Source organism: Butyrivibrio sp. XB500-5 (genome assembly GCF_003625505.1).
In the GTDB taxonomy this organism is placed as follows: domain Bacteria; phylum Bacillota; class Clostridia; order Lachnospirales; family Lachnospiraceae; genus Butyrivibrio.
Genome location: NZ_RAIS01000004.1, coordinates 185,982 through 204,134, shown reverse-complemented (window position 1 = coordinate 204,134; position 18,153 = coordinate 185,982). Strand labels below are relative to the sequence as shown.

The following is an 18,153-nucleotide window of genomic DNA, read 5'->3' as shown; positions in this document are numbered from 1 at the left end:
ATAAATACATAAATTTAGGAGGAACAAAATGAGCACCAGAATAGGAATTTTAGGATACGGTAATCTTGGAAAGGGTGTGGAGCTTGCGGTTGCAGCAGCCCCTGATATGGAGCTTGTAGCAGTATTTACAAGAAGAGACCCTTCTTCATTACAGATAAAGACACAGGGAGTTCCCGTTGTTTCAGTTAACGACGTGGAGAACTGGAAGGACAAGATCGACGTTATGATCCTTTGCGGAGGAAGTGCTACGGATCTTCCCGTTCAGACACCTCAGTACGCTAAGCTTTTCAACGTAGTAGACAGCTTTGATACACACGCAAGGATCCCTGAGCATTTTGCCAACGTAGATGCCGCAGCGCAGGCAGCAGGAAAGGTCGCAGTTATTTCATGTGGTTGGGATCCCGGAATGTTCTCACTTGCAAGAGTATATTCCAATGCGATCCTTCCCGAAGGAAACGACTACACATTCTGGGGCAAGGGCGTATCACAGGGTCACTCTGATGCGATCAGAAGAGTTAAGGGCGTTAAGAATGCCAAGCAGTATACAATTCCCGTTGAGAGTGCACTTGAAGCAGTTAGAAGCGGCAAGAATCCTGAGCTTACAACAAGAGATAAGCACACAAGAGAGTGCTTTGTAGTTCTTGAAGAGGGCGCAGATGCAGCAGCTGTAGAAAAAGAGATCAAGGAGATGCCTAACTACTTCTCTGATTACAACACAACAGTTCATTTCATCAGCGAGGAAGAGCTTCTTAAGAACCACAGCGGAATGGCTCACGGCGGTTTCGTATTCAGAAGCGGAAAGACAGGCGCCGACAAGGAGCACAACCACATCATCGAGTACAGCCTTAAGCTTGATTCAAACCCTGAGTTTACAACAAGCGTACTCGTTGCTGTAGCAAGAGCTGCATTCCGTATGCAGAATGAAGGAATGAAGGGTTGCAAGACTATGCTTGATATTGCACCTGCATACCTTTCAGAAAAGAGCGGAGAAGAGCTCAGAGCACACCTTCTTTGATAAGGAACGAATATGAGTGAGATCTTTTCAAGAACAGAATTACTTCTGGGAGAGGACGCGGTAAAAGAGCTTTCTAAAAAGCGAGTGGCAGTATTCGGCGTAGGCGGAGTAGGCGGCTATGTCTGTGAAGCCCTTATAAGGAGCGGGATCGGAGCCTTTGATCTCTGCGACAATGATACCGTGGCCGTATCCAATATAAACAGGCAGATAATCGCAACGACGAGCAGTGTCGGCAAGTACAAGGTTGATGTCATGAAAGAGAGAATGCTTGATATCAATCCCGAAGCGGACATAAGGGTTCACAAATGTTTCTTTTTACCTGAAAATGCGGACAGCTTCCCGTTTGAAGAGTACGATTATGTGGTGGATGCGGTAGATACCGTGACTGCCAAGATAGAGATAATCATGCGGGCAAAAGAAAAGAACATTCCCGTTATCAGTTCTATGGGGGCGGGCAATAAGCTTGATCCCACAGCCTTTACCGTTGCGGATATATATAAGACCTCGGTCGATCCTCTTGCGAGAGTGATGAGACGAGAGCTAAAAAAGCGCGGAGTTAAGGACCTTAAGGTCGTATATTCCACCGAGGAGCCTCTTGAGCCCATAGGCGGACACAAGTCCCCCGGTGAAGATTCTTCAAGAAGGAGCACCCCCGGAAGTGTGGCGTTTGTCCCTTCAGTTGCAGGGCTGTGCATAGCTTCGGAGATAATTAAAGACCTCATAAGATAATAATTGATCGCATGTACTAATGTACATGCGATTTTTCTTTAAATATGTGTTATTATTATTCACGGTATGGAATTAAATATAATATGCTTCCGGAGGTTTCTAAATGGGCGGATTTTTTGGCGTTGCATCTAAAGAGAGCGCGGTATTTGATCTTTTCTACGGTACTGACTACCATTCACATCTTGGTACACGTCGTGCAGGATTAGCGGTATATGACAAGAAGAAAGGTTTCGATCGTTCGATACACAATATCGAGAGGTCTTATTTCAGACCTAAGTTTGAAGACGATATGCAGAAGATGGAGGGTAATCTCGGAATCGGATGTATCTCTGATTTTGAGCCACAGCCTCTTATTGTAAGATCACATCATGGCACATATGCCATTACTACAGTCGGCAAGATCAACAACATTGATGGTATCACCAAGAAGCTTTTTGCGGATAACCACTCTCATTTCCTTGAGATGAGCGGCGGAGACATCAATCCCACTGAGCTTGTTGCTTCTATAATCAATCAGAAAGATACTATCGTTGACGGTATACGTTACGCTCAAGAGATCATCAAGGGATCCATGTCACTTCTTTTGATGACACCAGAAGGAATATATGCGGCAAGAGACAAATTCGGCCGTACTCCGGTTCAGATAGGACATAAGGACGAGGGATTCTGCGTCTGCTTTGAAAGCTTTTCATATTTAAATCTTGGATATACTACATACAAAGAGTTGGGACCCGGAGAGATAGCATATATCACACCGGAGAGCGTTGAGATAGTAGCACCTGCGTTTAACAAGATGCGCGTATGTACATTCCTTTGGATATATTACGGATTCCCTGCTTCGACTTACGAGGGACTTAATGTAGAAAATGTAAGATACGGCTGTGGCGAGAAGCTTGCACAGCGCGATATGCAGAGGGGTATTCATCCCGATATCGTTGCGGGAGTTCCCGATTCGGGTGTAGCACATGCAATAGGATATTCCAATGCATCAGGCATTCCTTATTCAAGACCTTTTGTAAAATACACACCTACATGGCCAAGATCCTTCATGCCTACTATTCAGTCCAGAAGAGATCTTATTGCCAAGATGAAGCTCCTTCCGATTAATCAGCTCATAAACGACAAGAGCCTTCTTCTTATCGATGATTCTATCGTAAGAGGAACGCAGCTTCGTGAGACTACCGAGTTCCTTTATAAGAGCGGAGCAAAAGAGGTACATATAAGACCTGCATGTCCGCCTCTTGTATATGGATGTAAATATCTTAACTTCTCACGTTCAAACTCAGAGATGGAGCTTATCACAAGAAGAGTTATCGAAAAGCTTGAGGGTTATCCTTCACCAAACGAGGAGACCGTAAGAAAGTATACGGATCCGGATTCACCTCAGTATGCAGCAATGCTTGAGGAGATAAGAAAAGAGCTTAATTTCACATCTCTTCACTATCATCGTCTCGACGATATGGTTGAAGCTATCCCGCTTGAGCCTTGTAAGCTTTGTACTTACTGTTGGAGCGGTAAAGAGTGATATTGAAAATATAATGATATATTTTTTGAATAATATGGAGGAATATTATGAATCAGCAAAAAATCGGAACAAAGTGCGTACAGGCCGGATATACTCCGGGAAACGGTGAACCTCGTCAGATCCCGATCATTCAGTCTACAACTTTTAAATATGACACAAGTGAGGATATGGGAAAGCTTTTTGATCTGGAGGCTTCAGGTTATTTCTATACAAGACTTCAGAACCCCACCAATGACTATGTTGCAGCCAAGATCGCGGCACTTGAAGGCGGAACGGCAGCAATGCTCACATCTTCCGGACAGGCAGCAAACTTTTTTGCACTCTTTAATATCTGTGAGAACGGAAGCCATATAGTTGCTTCTTCTTCAATCTACGGCGGAACATTCAATCTTATCGCCGTTACAATGGCTAAGATGGGAATCGATGTTACATTCGTATCACCTGATAGCACAGAGGAAGAGCTCAATGCAGCGTTCAAGGACAACACAAGAGCGGTATTCGGTGAGACAATTGCTAATCCCGCGCTCACAGTTCTTGATATTGAGCTTTTTGCTAAGGTGGCTCACGCTCACGGAGTGCCTCTTATCGTTGATAATACATTCCCCACACCCGTTAACTGCAGACCTATCGAGTGGGGCGCAGATATAGTAACTCATTCAACAACAAAGTACATGGACGGACATGGAGCTGCTGTAGGTGGAGTTATCGTTGATTCAGGTAAGTTTGACTGGATGGCTCACGCAGATAAGTTCCCCGGACTTACAACACCCGATGATTCTTATCACGGAATAGTATATGCAGAGAAGTTCGGAAAAGAAGGAGCGTTCATCACAAAGTGTACAGCACAGCTTATGCGTGACTTAGGTTGCATTCAGTCTCCTCAGAATGCATTTATCTTGAATCTTGGTCTTGAGTCACTTCATGTTCGTATGCCCAAGCACGTTGAGAACGGACTTGCTGTTGCAAAGTTCCTTGAGTCACAGGATAAGGTTAAGAAGGTCAGCTACCCCGGACTTGAGTCAGATAAGTATTATGAGCTTGCCAAGAAATATCTTCCTAACGGCGGATGCGGCGTAGTTTCATTTGAGCTTGCCGGTGGAAGAGCAGCAGCGGAGAGCTTTATGAAGAAACTCAAGATGGCAGCTATCGAGACACACGTAGCGGATGCTCGCACATGTTGTCTTAACCCTGCAACATCAACACATCGTCAGCTTACAGATGAGCAGCTTGAGGCAGCAGGAATCCCTGCAGGACTTATCCGTTTGTCATGCGGACTTGAAGATAAAGAAGATCTTATAGCAGATATTGCTAATGCATTAGCATAATACTCCGCAGATTTCTGCAGAGTGTCTTATATGCGTTTCACGAAAATGTTTGTTTTCGTCTGCGCAGTGATTTACATAAACTCAAAAACAGGAAAATGTCTCATTTCGTGTTACTCATAGAAATCGACATTTTCCTGTTTTTTTATTTTGTAAATCATCTTGCTCGTACAAGAACTGCACATTTTAGTGAAATCGCACAATAGTCACGCTTGCAGAAATCCGCGGAGTCTATGTATGATCAATAATATCTTGCGCATGTAGAACGCTAGCTTATTTACAATACGTAGGTATAGTCTGCAATTTATGTAAGTTGTTCTTGTGCATCCTGTCTATCTTTTCTTTTGTGGCTGCATCATCGCAGACACCTGTCATTACGTATTTATCAAGAGTGTCATAAGTAAATCCGAGTTTGTCTTCATCAGAGAGACCGCAGAGTCCGTCAGAAGGAGTCTTGTGAATGAGCTCAGTGGGAAGACCGAGCGCATCGCCGATCTGTCTCATCTCGGTTACAAGGAAATCAGCGCAGGGACTGAAGTCTCCGGCTGCATCACCGTACTTGGTGGAGTATCCCACATAATCCTCTGACTTATTGCAGGTATTGGCTACACGTCCGCCGTTTGGAAGTGACTGAGCTATTGCATATAAAGTAGTCATCCTGATCCTCGGAGGAGTGTTTATTATCGCATCATTTCCCATTTCAATACCGGCTTCCGCGAGAGCTTTTTTCTCGCCTTCCACAGCAGGATTGATATTTACGATGTAGTGCTTGATATCAAGGAGCTTGGCAACAGCTTTTGAATCCTCGATATCCTTTTGCTCGCCGTTCGGCATAAGAACGCCGACAACTCTGTCTTTTCCAAGTGCTCTTACAAGGAGAGCGGCAACTATGGTTGAATCTTTTCCGCCGGAAAGACCGATGACCGCGCTGGCCTTAGGTCCGTTGTTATCGAACCATTCTTTTATCCAATTACAGATATTCTCTATTTCTTTTTCAGGATCTATTTTTTTATATTCGCTCATACCGTTTCGTGCTCCATTCTCCAGTTAATACATCTCTGTAAGTAATCAACATATGCGGGATTCTTGCACATTCCTTTTCCTTCAACGTCGGAAATCTTAGCAACATCCTGACCGTTGCAGGCTGTTGTCTTCATTACGATGTTGAGAGCGGGAACGAAGGTGTCATTTGCAATGTAAGTGCCGATTCCGAAAGCAACCCTTGCCTTTCCGTTAAAGTGAGCGAAGATATTGTTTGCTCTTTCAAAATCAAGGCTGTCACTAAAGAGAAGTGTCTTAGTTGTAGGATCGATACCGAGACTCTTGTAATGCTCGATCATCTTTTCACCCCACTCGATCGGGTCGCCGCTGTCGTGGCGTACACCGGAGAAGAGTGTTGAATATGTCAATTGGAAGTCGCGAAGGAAGCAGTCTGTTGTGATCGCATCCGTGAGGGCTGTTCCGTTGAGGATTCCATATTCTTTTACCCAGAAGTCGAGTGCATACCAGTTGGAATATGCGGGGTTATGTTTGTGATTACCCTGACCAACGCACATGATCCACTCGTGTGCCATGGTTCCTACGGGATTAACACCAAGCTCTTTTGCCAAAAGAACATTTGAAGTTCCGACAAACTTTGAATCGCCGAGATCGGCGTTCTTAAGCTTCATTACCGCGAGCTCCTGAGCCTGTGCGGAAAGTCTTCTTCTGAGACCAAACTCACTGAAAGCTCCGATGGTATATTTCTTATCTGTAAGGGCTTTGATCTTTTCATCAAGCTTCTGCTCAAAAGAAGCCATGAGCTCGTCATAGTCGTAAGCCATCCTGAAATAAACTTCGTTAACGATAGCAAGTGTGGGAATCTCATATAATGAAGTGTTGAGCCATGTTCCGTTGGTCTCGATCGTAAGGCCACACTCCGCATCCGTTCCTATAGTAAAGTCCTCGTATCTTGGATGCCAGAGACGGAGAAAATCAACGTAGGATTTTTTTATCCATTTGATGCCCTTAAGATAAGTGAGTTCTTCCTCGGTGAAAGTGAGATCGCAGTAAGCAAGGATCTGACGCTTGATCTCTTCGACCATCTCTTCTGTGAAAAAGACATCCTTGTTTCTACACTTAAAAGACCATGTGGTCGTGTAGTCAGGAAAATTGTGATAGATTGCCTGTCCCATTGAAAACTTGTAAAGATCTGTTTCAAGTAGACTGCTGATAATGTTTTGCATTTTTTCTCTCCTCTTTTAATTCAAAAAATCAAATTACAACAGTTTTCCGGTTTTTGCCAAATATTCTCTGAAGGTTTCGTTAATGTCATCTGCGTGAATTCCGGGGTTTTTTCTGATCTGAGTTCCGGAAGTCTTAATAATAGTACGGTCAACTAATTTAAAGTTGTGAGTCGGGTAAATTGCGCTGAGCTTCTCAACGTAAGAAGGTTCTCCTGTGTACCAGTTAAACGTAGCGCTGTCAGGGCTGATGCCTGCATTTGAGAATAGCTCGTCTCCCCAGAGCACCCAGTTTTCATGGGTGAAGGTTCCGTCGAGCCCAAGCTTTTTATCATCGATCTGTACGACAATAACTCTGTCTTTTTGTGCTTCAAACATCTTGGTTACGAGCTTGATGCGTGTATTAAAGTCAAGAAAATCACGGCCGCGGTCGTTCTGATAGCCGCAGACTGCGATTATTACTTTATCATTTTCCGAAAGAGCTGTTTTAATAAGTGATTCATGTCCCTTGTGCATGGGAATAAAGCAGCCAAATACAATACCTATATTCATTGTTGGTGCCTTTCGTTAGTTTTTACGTATTATATCACACTAACGGCCTTGGAACATATTTTTTCACTAAAAGGCATAAAGAAACCGGCGACCGGACCGACGAGGGCAGCGCAGATGAGCGTGCCTATGCCGAAAGTGCCGCCAAGAAGCCAGCCCACAATAACAAAAAGGCTGTCGACTATGATTCTCATGATGCTGAATTTCTTTTTGAGTTTATCGCTTATAACGACGGCAACAAGGTCATTAGGGCCTGTTCCCGCATCTGATTTTATTACTATCGTCATTCCGAAAGCCAGGATCACGCAGCCGAGGGCGAGAATAATGATCCTTACCGGCAAGGCCGTAACCTTGCCGATAATAGGATTTAATATCAGAGAAAAGAAATCGATTATAGGGCCTCCGAATATCATGCAAAGAAGAGTTCCGATCTTGATATAGCTTCTGTCTACAGCAAGCAGGACAAAGATTATAAGAAGGCTGATCGCGATGTGTACACGTCCGTGCGTAAGCCCCGGGATAAGGCTGATGGCATCAAGGCGTCTGAAAATACCCTGGATCAGGACGTTAAACGGATCGGAGCCAAGATCGACCAACAAAAACAAGGTAACTCCAAGATGGGCTATGATAAGCCCTATCAACAGAAGTGCAACTCTTATGAGCCATTCTTTTACGGATCTCTTTTTCATGCATTTCTCCCTCATATATATTCAAATAACGTTATGAAAAGATGATATTTCTAAGCTTTCTTGTAAGAGGGCCGGTACCATAGTCAAAACGCTGTACCAGCATGATGAACGTGGTTTTTGTAGACGGATCGTTTACAAAGTAAGCGCCGAGCCAGCCGTCCCATCCGTATTCACCTTTGCTTCCGATAATAGAAGCCTGTGAAGGATCGTCCAATACTCGCATAAGATTGCCGTATGTAAATCCCTCAAGTCCCTGCCAGTTGTCGAAATCAATCTGCTGATCTTTATTAAGTCTTCCCGAAGTAAGGTATTTAATACTGTTTGGAGTGAGAATCTGCTTGTTACCGAACTTTCCGTTGTTAAGGAGCATCTGACCGAAACGTGCGTAATCATCAACAGTAGAGAAAAGACCTGCCCCGCCCGATTCAAACGGGTTAAGACCACCGTCGTTTCTGATTACAAGTCTGTCACCGTGATATTCGACCAGTCTGCCTTTTACATTTTTATATGCTTTTGAAAGACGATCTTTTTTGCTGTCCGGAACATAGAAATCAGTATCTTTCATTCTGAGAGGATCAAGGATCCTAGCTCTTACAAAATCTCCGAATGTCATTCCTGAAGCTTTTTCAATAACAGCTCCGAGAACATCTGCACTTGTTCCGTACTGGAAATGGCTTCCGGGGAGGAAGTTAAGCGGGATTTTTCCGATCTTTTCAGCAAATTCCATTGTTGACATCATCTTGTCGGTGCCAAGTCTCTTTTCCATTCCGTTCATAAGGCGTCCTACAGAAACCTCGGTAGGAGTGCCGATTCCGGGATATACAAGTCCCGAAGTCATGTTCATAAGGTCGCGGATTCTCATTTTTTTATCAACGGGAACCTTATGTACCTTACCTTTTGAAAGATAAGTCTGATTATTGAAGCTGTCGATGTAGTTTCCTACCGGCTCGCCAAGGTCGATGAGTCCGTCTTCAACGAGCATCATGGCTGCGGCTGCAGTAATGGGTTTGGACTGCGAATAGAGTCTGAAAATGGTGTCTCTGCTTATGGGAATACCGTTTTTGATATCCGCAAAGCCGCTCTTTGCAAAGAGGACTTCTTTACCCTCTTTTACCTCGAGTGCAACGACTCCGGCAACCTCCTGTTTATATACTGCTCTGTCCATACATTCTTGGATGAGTTTAAGTTTGTCTCTCATGTTGATCAACCTTTCCCAAATACTTTAAAAATCATACCTAATACGATGGATTGCTCTGTTTTCACAGACGTTCCTCGTTTTTGACCATTTACTATTGTATTACGAAATTGTGTAATATGAAATGCTTATCTGTACCTATAAGTTGTCAATATTATACATTTTGAAAAAAGCAATTCATAATAGAATCATCAAAGGAGAGAAAAGCTATGAAAAACATACTTGCATTCGGTGATTCAAATACATGGGGCCTAATCCCCGGAACAAAAGAAAGATACCCCGGCGAAGTCAGATGGACCGGCCTTGTTCAAAATAAACTTGATGATACAAAGATAATAGAAGAAGGACTCTGCGGAAGAACAACCGTATTTGAGGATGAGATAAGACCTTTCAGAAAAGGTGTCGACACACTTCCTCTTATATTGGAAAGTGCTTCACCGCTTGACGGCGTAATTATCATGCTGGGCACCAATGACTGCAAAGCATACTACAACGCCAATCCTCATATAATCGGAAAAGGCCTTGAGCGCTGCATCGAAGAGATTGAGAAGTACGTATCTCCGGAGAAGGTACTTGTTGTATCGCCTATTTACCTTGGAGATGATGTCTGGAAGCCAAGCAAAGATCCCGAGTTTGACACCGCTTCAGTAACCAGGAGCAAAGAACTTGCAGATACCTACAGACGTATCGCGGAAAGAAGAGGAAACAGATTCCTCGCCGCTTCTTCATATGCAAAGGCAAGTAAGCGCGACGATGAGCATCTTGATGAAAGGGGACATGAAGCACTTGCCGAAGCTATTAGCGAAAAGATAGAGGCTATGCAGATATAATAGATATTTACGAAGGTCAGAATGTTTGATACTAAACATTTTGACCTTTTTCCATATACAAACTATTATTGAATAGTAGGTAAAAATCCCGATGATTTTTGGACCTGAAAAATGGAGGGGCGATATGGCGGAACTTAAGTGCCCGCACTGCGGACAGGCGTTTACGGTTGATGATACGGAGCTTGGCTCCATAATGAAGCAGATCAGAGACAAGGAGTTCGAAAAAGATCTTTCGAGCCGCGTTTCTGAGCTTGAGAAGCATTATAAAGAAAAACACGAGCTTGAGCTTGCTGCAAAGGAGAATGAGATAATCCTTAAGAGCAGGTCTCAGTATGAAAAAGAAAAAGAGGATCACAGGAAGGAACTTGAAGACCTTCAGGCTAAGCTTAACAAGGCTCTTGAGGAAAAGAGCCTTCTTTCTATGGAAATAAAAGGAGCCGAAGATAAAACCAAACTTGCAGTTCTTGAAGCTGTCAATAAGGTTGAGAGCGAGAAGAATAAGCTTGCAGCGGCGCTTAACGATGAAAAGCACGAGCTTGAGAATGCTCTTTTGCAGGAAAAAGAAAAAGGAAAGATCCTCCTGGAACAGAAGGAAAAAGAAGTTGAGTTCTATAAGGACTTAAAGACCAAGATGTCCACGAAGATGGTCGGCGAAACGCTCGAGCAGCACTGTGAGATACAGTTTAATCAGTTAAGGGCCACCGCTTTTAAGAATGCATATTTTGAAAAAGATAATGATGCAAGAAGCGGAAGTAAGGGCGATTACATCTACAGAGAGTGTGATGAGAACGGCGTCGAGATCATTTCCATTATGTTCGAAATGAAAAACGAGATGGATGAGACTGCGACCAAGCACAAGAACGAAGATTTCTTCAAGGAGCTGGATAAAGACCGCAACGAGAAGAAGTGCGAATACGCGGTTCTCGTATCACTTCTTGAGAGCGACAGCGAGCTATACAATGCAGGAATCGTCGATGTTTCATATAAATTTGACAAGATGTATGTTGTAAGACCTCAGTGCTTCATTCCTATAATCACGCTTCTTAGGAATGCTGCGCTCGGCGCGCTTGAATACAAGCAGGAGCTTGCAATGGTCCGCAATCAGGACATTGATATTTCCAATTTCGAAGACAGCCTAATGAAGTTCAAGGATGACTTTTCAAGAAATTACGATCTTGCGCACAGCCATTTTGACAAGGCTATCGATGAGATTGACAAGACTATTCAGCATCTTGAGAAGGTTAAAAAAGAGCTTCTGGGTTCGGACAATCAGCTTAGGATTGCCAATAATAAGGTAGAAGATATCAGTATCAAAAAGCTTACAAGAGGCAATCCCACTATGAAGGACAAATTCAATAGACTAAATAAATAAATTCCGGAGTTTTTTAAAATGGCAACACAGAACAGAAGAGAATATCTTACCACCACTCCCATTCCCAAGCTTATCATGACGCTGGCTTTTCCTACGATCATGAGCATGCTGGTTACGGGAATCTATAATACCGCGGATACTTTTTTCGTGGCGAGGGTATCAAACGATCCTACGGTAAACACGGCGGCGACTGCGGCAGTAGGACTTGTATTTACGGTTATGGCGCTTATTCAGGCAACAGGTTTCTTTTGCGGACATGGTTCGGGTAATTATCTTTCCAGAATGCTTGGCGCTGAGAATTATAAAGAAGCCGACGAGATGGCTTCGACAGGTTTTGCATTAGCTATAATCTTGGGCGTAATCTTTGCGATAGTCGGAAATGTTTTTTTGACTGATATTGCAAGTGCACTCGGAGCAAAGAGCGCACAGAGTCTTGCTTTTACCAAAGACTACATGCGGATAATTCTTTTGGGCGCACCGTTTATGATGGCTCAGTTTGTTATAAACAATCAGCTCAGATTCCAGGGAAGCGCGTACTATGCGATGATAGGACTTATGAGCGGAGCGGTCATGAATATGGTTCTCGATCCGCTTCTTATCATGGGGTTCCGCATGCAGGTTACGGGAGCCGCTATTGCGACCGTAATGGGACAGATAACAAGCTTTGTTGTTCTTCTTATCGGAACGACAAAGGGCGAGAATATAAAACTCAGCATCAAAAATGTAAGGCTTAACATCCATTATCTTCTTGAGATAGTAAACGGAGGTATTCCGTCTTTATTTAGGCAGGGGCTTGCGGCTATTGCAACCCTCCTTCTTAACAGAACGGCGGGCGCGATCGGTTCAGACGCTGCGATTGCCGGAATGAGTGTTGCGACAAGGATCATGATGCTCATGGCTTCTGCGCTTATAGGATTCGGTCAGGGTTATCAGCCTGTGTGCTCGTTTAACTACGGCGCGGGGCTTTTGAAGAGAGTAAAAGACGGCTTTAATTTCTGCGTAAAGTACTCGACACTTTTCCTCATCGGAATCGGTGCGGTCTGCTACTATTTTGCCCCGAATCTGATAGCTCTTTTTTCTAAGGATCAAGCAGCGGTTGAGGTCGGAATCAAAGCACTCAGATTTCAGTGCATCACACTGTTCTTATCAGGCCCCATCGTTATCAGCAACATGATGCTTCAGTCGATCGGAAAAGGAGTCAAAGCTTCAATTACTGCATCCGCCAGAAACGGAATCTGCTTTATCCCGCTCATTCTTTTGCTCCCCAGATTATTTGGGATCACCGGAGTTGAGATCACACAGTCGTGTGCAGATATATTATCTACACTTATCGCTGTTCCGCTGGCTTATTCGGAGCTTAGAACCTTTAAGGACTGACGCTGATTAACGAGGAAATGTAATCCAAAAAAATTTTTTTAAAAAGAGAGTTGACAAAAAGAAACTTCAATGTATACTTGTATACAAACAAAGGCGTTTTGATTCACTTAGTGTTTCAGAGCGCCTTTACTGTTATTCTTATTCATACTCATCCTAATACAGATGCATTGAAACAATGGCGTTTCGGTTTGATACCGGAGCGCCTTCTTTGCATTTGGGAAAGAAAGGCAACAGCTTATGGCAATGATCAAGCTTGAAAATGTAAATAAAAACTTTGGAGACCTCCACGTTCTAAAAGACGTGAATCTTGAAGTCGAGGAAGGAGAAAAGCTTGTTATAATCGGCCCTTCGGGTTCCGGCAAATCGACAACCGTTCGGTGCATGAATTTCCTTGAGGTTCCAAGCAGCGGACACGTTTACATTAACGGGACGGAGCTTACGACCAAGAATAAGACCAAGGTCATCAGGGATAACACTTCGATGGTATTTCAGCAGTTTAATCTGTATCCCCACATGACAGTACTTAAAAATCTCACGATCGGTCCCATAAAGCTTCAGCATAAACCAAAGAAAGAAGCGGAGGAGCTTGCTTATCACTATCTTGATATTGTAGGGCTCAAAGATAAAGCGGATGTTTATCCAACAACTCTTTCGGGCGGACAGCAGCAGAGAATAGCGATTGCCAGAGCACTTTGTTCGCAGAGTAAGATAATTCTTTTTGATGAACCGACATCGGCGCTTGACCCCGAGACAATTCAGGAAGTTCTCGACGTAATGATCAAGCTTGCAAAAGAGAGTATAACGATGGTGGTTGTCACCCACGAGATGGGATTTGCAAAACAAGTTGCTGACAGAGTGATCTTCATGGAGGACGGACAGATAATCGAGTCCGGAACTCCGGAGCACTTTTTCAATAATCCTGAGAGCGAAAGAGTAAAACAGTTCTTGGGAAAGATAATCAGGTAATAGATAGGAGGAACAATATTATGAAAAAGAAGGTTTTGAGTGCAATAATGGCGGGAGTGATGAGCGCCATGCTGGTAGCGTGCGGAAGCGCAGCACCTGAAAGTACGGCATCGGCAGATTCAACAGAGGATATAGTAGTTGCATCGTCCGAGGATTCGATTGCAGCGCCTGCTTCTGAAGATGTACAGGCTATCAAGGACAGAGGAGTATTAAAGGTCGGAGTTAAGAATGCCGTTATGGGATTTGGCTTCGAAGATCCTCTTACAGGTGAGTATACGGGACTTGAGATCGAACTTGCCAAAGCACTTGCGGATAAGCTTGGAGTCGGCATTGAGTTTACAGCCGTTACCGCAGCGACAAGAACAGAGCTTCTTGATTCGGGCGATATCGACTGCGTGCTTGCGACATTTACAATAACCGATGAGAGAAAAGAAAGCTGGGATTTCACGACTCCCTACTACACAGATTATGTAAGTGTTCTTGTTGAAGATTCCAAGGGAATTAAGACACTTGACGATCTAGTTGATGCCACTGTCGGTGTTTCATCCGGATCGACATCTGCAAAGTCACTTGTAAAAGCTATGATCGAAAAAGGTCTGATAAGCGGAGATGGTTTTGATGAAGAGAGCTTTGATCCCGCAACATGGACTACAGGTATTAAGTTTAGACAGTACGATGATTACCCGACAATTTCCACAGCTCTTAGCGCTGGTGAGGTTGATGCATTCTGCGTAGATAAGTCAATCCTTGCTATCTACAAGACAGAGGGAAGATCATACATCGATGCAGAGTTTGCTCCTCAGGAGTACGGCATTGCAACAACAAAAGGTTCCGGACTTTCAGAGGTTGCAGAGGAACTCGTTTCCGCAAGCTTAAGCGACGGAACGATCGATAAGCTTATTAAAGATAACGGACTTGATTAAGTAAGGATAGCGGAGGACCGGTGATGTCAGGATTATTATCTCCCAGAGCATGGAACAAAATATGGACATATAGAGGAACGTTTTTACTTGGTTTTGCCAATACTCTGAAAACTGCCTTGGTAGCTCTTTTGATAGCTCTTGTACTTGGTATTGTTTTCGGACTTATGGCTACAAGCGGTAAAAAAGTTCTCAAGACAATAAGCAGAATATACGTTGAGGTAATACAGAACACACCGATCCTTCTTCAAATGTGCTTTTTATATTACGCACTGGCTTTTTCCGGACACAGCCCCGGAATCATAGTTACAGGCTTTTTGGCACTCGGAATTTATACAGGTGCATATATGGCAGAGGTAATAAGAGCGGGAATCGAATCGGTTCCCAAGGGTCAGTTTGAAGCAGCGCAGGCTCAGGGCTTTGGATATGCGGAGAGGATGTTCTACATCATAATCCCTCAGAGCATCAAGGTAATATTACCGCCAATGACCAATGTGATAGTCAATATGATAAAAAACACATCATGTTTATACATTGTAGGAGGTGCGGATCTGTTATCTTTGACATACAGTTTTGTAACAGGTGAAAACACAGGCGGTTCCTATGCTCCCGCATATATCGTCTGTGGAGTGATCTTCTTTTTGATATGCTTCCCGTTATCAACTTTTGCTTCAATGTGGGAGTCATCACTTAAAAAGAGAGACAGCAAAGTGTTCCAAAACGGAAGACCTAAGGAGGCATGATATGAGTACATTGGGAAACAGTCTTTCGATGTTAAAAGACCTGGCAATAATAAAGTTCATACTGCAAGGAGTTCTTTTTACCATGATCATATCGGTCGCCGCGGTTCTTTTCAGCATAGCTATAGGAACAGTACTTGCCCTGATGAGAAACTACTGCGTAAGTAAAAAGAGCAGGATATTTAAGGCAGCTTCTGCGATATACATAGAGATGTTCAGGAACACACCGCTTTTATTCTGGATATTTATATGCGTTGTTTTTTGCCCGACTCCCGGCTTTGTTGATAAGCAGATGTTCGGATTGTCTTCCGTAAATAACAAGCTTCTTTTCAAGGCAGCAGTCGCACTTATCCTGTATACGTCCGGTGTTATAGCGGAGATAGTAAGAGGCGGACTTAATTCGGTGGCACCCGGACAGATTGAAGCTGGACATTCACAAGGGTTTTCGATGCTCCAGATAATGTGGTACATAGTGCTTCCGCAGACATTTAAATCTATCGTTCCGACGCTCCTTAGCCAGGTTATTACCACTATTAAAGACAGTTCGTTCCTTGCCAACGTTGCTGTGATAGAGCTTATGGCAAGAACCAAGCAGGTCTTGTCGGCAGCCAACAGATACAACGGACTTAATTCGATAAATGTATCCGACGTTTTTGTCTTATTCGGTCTGGCAGCGGCAATATATTTTGTGATCAATTTTTCCATTTCGATGACGGTAAGGAATCTGCAAAAAGGCGGGGTGGTAAATAATGGATAAATACGTAATTACTATTTCGAGACAATTCGGAGCGCTTGGAAGAACGATAGCTCAGCAGATGTCTAAAGAGCTAGGCATAGAGTTTTTTGACAGGGATATAGTCGAACTTACGGCAAAGAGAATGGGACTTCCAATCTCGGAAATAAGTAAAGAAGAGGAACGACACGGAGGCTTTTTTGCCGAAAGAAGATATCCTCTCGGCATGGGACCTGTCAGTATGCAGGAGGAGCTCTTTCAGATCCAGAGCAACATTATAAAAGATATAGCGGCTATGGAATCCTGCATTATAGTAGGAAGATGCGGCGATTACTGTCTAAGACACGTTGACAGAGTACTTGATGTTTATGTGTACGCGTCTTTTGAAAAGAGGCTTGAGAACTGCAAATCCATACTGGGCATGGATGAAAAGACAGCAAGATCGATGATACAGGATGTTGATAAGGCTCGTGAAAATTACAGACGTAAGTACTGCAAAGATATGGCAGGTGTTTTTGACAACAGAGATATTTGCATAGACTCGGGGAAATTCGGAGCAGAGGCTACCGCCGAGATTCTGTGTGGTATAGCAAGGAGTGTGTTTGGTTAGTATATGAAAAAAGACAGAGTGCATATTCCGCACATTGGGCTTCGGATAATTAAATCGGCGCTGGGAGTTCTTATATGCTTTGCGATATATTTTTTGAGGGGGAAGCATGGAACACCGTTTTATTCCGCGCTCGCGGTGCTTTGGTGTATTCAGAATCAGACCAAGAATACTGTGGGAAATGCGATCCAGCGCACGATAGGCACTTTTATAGGAGCCGTGTACGGTCTTGTATATATTCTGGTAAAACAGAATATACTCTATCTCGGAGACGGCTTTCTGCACTATTGCATTATCTCGCTGGCTCTTATACCGATCATATACACTACTGTTGTTATCAAGCAAAAGAAGGCGTCGTATTTTTCATGCGTAGTCTTTCTTAGTATAGTGGTCAATCATCTTATGGATGAAAATCCATATGTGTTTGTTGCCAACAGATCCCTCGATACGCTGATCGGAATATTTGTGGGACTTATCTTAAATTCTGTACACTTCCATGGAAAACTGGATAAAGACACGTTGTTTGTTGTCAATATGGACAGATCGATGGACGGCTTTTCCGGAGGCCTTACACCTTACAGCAAGGTCCTGATGTCGAATATGTTGGAGCAGGGATTGAAACTCTCTTTTATGACACTCAGAACTCCTGCGGGATTTCTTGAAGGAATGCCTGAAGTAAGACCGTCCCTTCCCATAATTGCTATGGACGGGGCGATACTATATGACATCAATGAAAACAGATATCCCAAGGTTTACGTTGTTTCCGCAGAGCACGCCTGTAATATAGAGAAGTTCATAAGAGATCGGGGCTTTAATATTTTTACAACGGTTATCCTGGAAGATGTGCTTATTATCTACTACGATGAGCTTCGTAACGACGCGGAAAAAGATATTTATGAGAAGCTCCACAAGTCTCCTTACAGAAATTATCTTAATAAAGAAAGACCAAAGGAACATTCCGTAGTCTATATGATGTGCGTGGACGAGACGTCAAAGATAGAGAAACTCTACGAAGAGATAAAGAACAGCGATGTCTACGAAGAACTAAAGATCTTGGTATATCCATCTGATGATTACAAAGGATATTCCTATATAAAAATCTATAACAAAAATGCCTCGGAAAAAAACATGATAGATTATCTTGAAACTTCTTCCGAAGCAAAAAGAGTTGTCACATTCAGCGACAATACAAGAAATAAAGCGGATTACTTTTATGCTTCCTGCGATCGTATCGTGCACAAAATGCATCACATGTTTAATTGGTGTAAGTGAGTACATTATGGTATGATTAATACAGAGGCAAAGGCGCCAAGAAATTGGTGGTCTTTGCCTTTTTATTTTGATCCATTTGTTCCAATTATA

The 18,153-nt window shown here is 43.3% G+C and carries 18 protein-coding genes; 13 read left to right on the top strand and 5 right to left on the bottom strand.

The window, feature by feature from the left end:
- Positions 1-28: 28 nt before the first annotated feature.
- The 4 genes from D6856_RS08970 to D6856_RS08955 all read left to right on the top strand — a co-directional run bounded on the left by D6856_RS08970 (position 29) and on the right by D6856_RS08955 (position 4,594).
- Positions 29-1,015: a diaminopimelate dehydrogenase gene (locus tag D6856_RS08970; RefSeq protein ID WP_120686604.1), complete on the top strand. Its 987-nt coding sequence runs from the start codon at positions 29-31 to the stop codon at positions 1,013-1,015.
- Between the two features lie 12 nt (positions 1,016-1,027).
- Positions 1,028-1,744 carry a tRNA threonylcarbamoyladenosine dehydratase gene (locus D6856_RS08965; protein ID WP_120686603.1) on the top strand — a complete coding sequence of 239 codons (717 nt, stop codon included), beginning with the start codon at positions 1,028-1,030 and terminating at the stop codon, positions 1,742-1,744.
- A gap of 103 nt (positions 1,745-1,847) precedes the next feature.
- The gene (locus tag D6856_RS08960) at positions 1,848-3,269 is read left to right on the top strand and encodes an amidophosphoribosyltransferase (RefSeq protein ID WP_120686602.1); all 1,422 of its coding nucleotides are present in this window, start codon (positions 1,848-1,850) and stop codon (positions 3,267-3,269) included.
- A 47-nt stretch (positions 3,270-3,316) separates the two neighbouring features.
- On the top strand, positions 3,317-4,594 hold the full coding sequence (locus tag D6856_RS08955) for an O-acetylhomoserine aminocarboxypropyltransferase/cysteine synthase family protein (RefSeq protein WP_120686601.1): 1,278 nt from the start codon (positions 3,317-3,319) through the stop codon (positions 4,592-4,594).
- A gap of 270 nt (positions 4,595-4,864) precedes the next feature.
- On the opposite strand, the gene nadE is transcribed toward D6856_RS08955, so the two are convergent.
- The 5 genes from nadE to D6856_RS08930 are packed head-to-tail and all read right to left on the bottom strand — an operon-like array spanning position 4,865 to position 9,249.
- On the bottom strand, positions 4,865-5,614 hold the full coding sequence (gene nadE / locus D6856_RS08950; RefSeq protein WP_120686600.1) for an NAD(+) synthase: 750 nt from the start codon (positions 5,612-5,614) through the stop codon (positions 4,865-4,867).
- Positions 5,611-6,816, bottom strand: coding sequence for a nicotinate phosphoribosyltransferase (gene pncB / locus D6856_RS08945; protein WP_120686599.1), 1,206 nt, complete (start codon positions 6,814-6,816; stop codon positions 5,611-5,613). Before pncB ends, nadE begins: the two co-directional genes overlap by 4 nt.
- A gap of 33 nt (positions 6,817-6,849) precedes the next feature.
- The gene (locus D6856_RS08940) at positions 6,850-7,365 is read right to left on the bottom strand and encodes an adenylyltransferase/cytidyltransferase family protein (protein WP_120686598.1); all 516 of its coding nucleotides are present in this window, start codon (positions 7,363-7,365) and stop codon (positions 6,850-6,852) included.
- Between the two features lie 29 nt (positions 7,366-7,394).
- Complete coding sequence (locus D6856_RS08935; protein WP_120686597.1) at positions 7,395-8,051, bottom strand: YczE/YyaS/YitT family protein; 657 nt, start codon at positions 8,049-8,051, stop codon at positions 7,395-7,397.
- 31 nt (positions 8,052-8,082) lie between these two features.
- Entirely contained in the window at positions 8,083-9,249 is a 1,167-nt protein-coding gene (locus D6856_RS08930) for a serine hydrolase domain-containing protein (protein ID WP_207667272.1), read from the bottom strand.
- A 206-nt stretch (positions 9,250-9,455) separates the two neighbouring features.
- On the opposite strand from D6856_RS08930, the gene D6856_RS08925 reads away from it, so the two are divergent.
- The 9 genes from D6856_RS08925 to D6856_RS08885 all read left to right on the top strand — a co-directional run bounded on the left by D6856_RS08925 (position 9,456) and on the right by D6856_RS08885 (position 18,063).
- Entirely contained in the window at positions 9,456-10,076 is a 621-nt protein-coding gene (locus D6856_RS08925; protein WP_092244339.1) for a GDSL-type esterase/lipase family protein, read from the top strand.
- Between the two features lie 124 nt (positions 10,077-10,200).
- Positions 10,201-11,448, top strand: a complete 1,248-nt coding sequence (locus D6856_RS08920) for a DUF2130 domain-containing protein (protein WP_120686596.1) — start codon at positions 10,201-10,203, stop codon at positions 11,446-11,448.
- Positions 11,449-11,466: 18 nt separating this feature from the next.
- Positions 11,467-12,825 (top strand): MATE family efflux transporter, encoded by a 1,359-nt coding sequence (locus D6856_RS08915; RefSeq protein ID WP_120686595.1) that lies wholly within the window; start codon positions 11,467-11,469, stop codon positions 12,823-12,825.
- Positions 12,826-13,068: 243 nt separating this feature from the next.
- The gene (locus D6856_RS08910; protein WP_120656288.1) at positions 13,069-13,791 is read left to right on the top strand and encodes an amino acid ABC transporter ATP-binding protein; all 723 of its coding nucleotides are present in this window, start codon (positions 13,069-13,071) and stop codon (positions 13,789-13,791) included.
- Between the two features lie 20 nt (positions 13,792-13,811).
- The gene (locus tag D6856_RS08905; RefSeq protein ID WP_120686594.1) at positions 13,812-14,714 is read left to right on the top strand and encodes a transporter substrate-binding domain-containing protein; all 903 of its coding nucleotides are present in this window, start codon (positions 13,812-13,814) and stop codon (positions 14,712-14,714) included.
- A gap of 23 nt (positions 14,715-14,737) precedes the next feature.
- On the top strand, positions 14,738-15,454 hold the full coding sequence (locus D6856_RS08900; RefSeq protein WP_120686593.1) for an amino acid ABC transporter permease: 717 nt from the start codon (positions 14,738-14,740) through the stop codon (positions 15,452-15,454).
- Position 15,455: 1 nt separating this feature from the next.
- Positions 15,456-16,208, top strand: coding sequence for an amino acid ABC transporter permease (locus D6856_RS08895; protein ID WP_120686592.1), 753 nt, complete (start codon positions 15,456-15,458; stop codon positions 16,206-16,208).
- Complete coding sequence (locus D6856_RS08890; RefSeq protein ID WP_120656160.1) at positions 16,201-16,794, top strand: cytidylate kinase-like family protein; 594 nt, start codon at positions 16,201-16,203, stop codon at positions 16,792-16,794. Before D6856_RS08895 ends, D6856_RS08890 begins: the two co-directional genes overlap by 8 nt.
- 3 nt (positions 16,795-16,797) lie before the next feature.
- The gene (locus D6856_RS08885) at positions 16,798-18,063 is read left to right on the top strand and encodes an FUSC family protein (protein WP_120686591.1); all 1,266 of its coding nucleotides are present in this window, start codon (positions 16,798-16,800) and stop codon (positions 18,061-18,063) included.
- Positions 18,064-18,153: the final 90 nt, after the last annotated feature.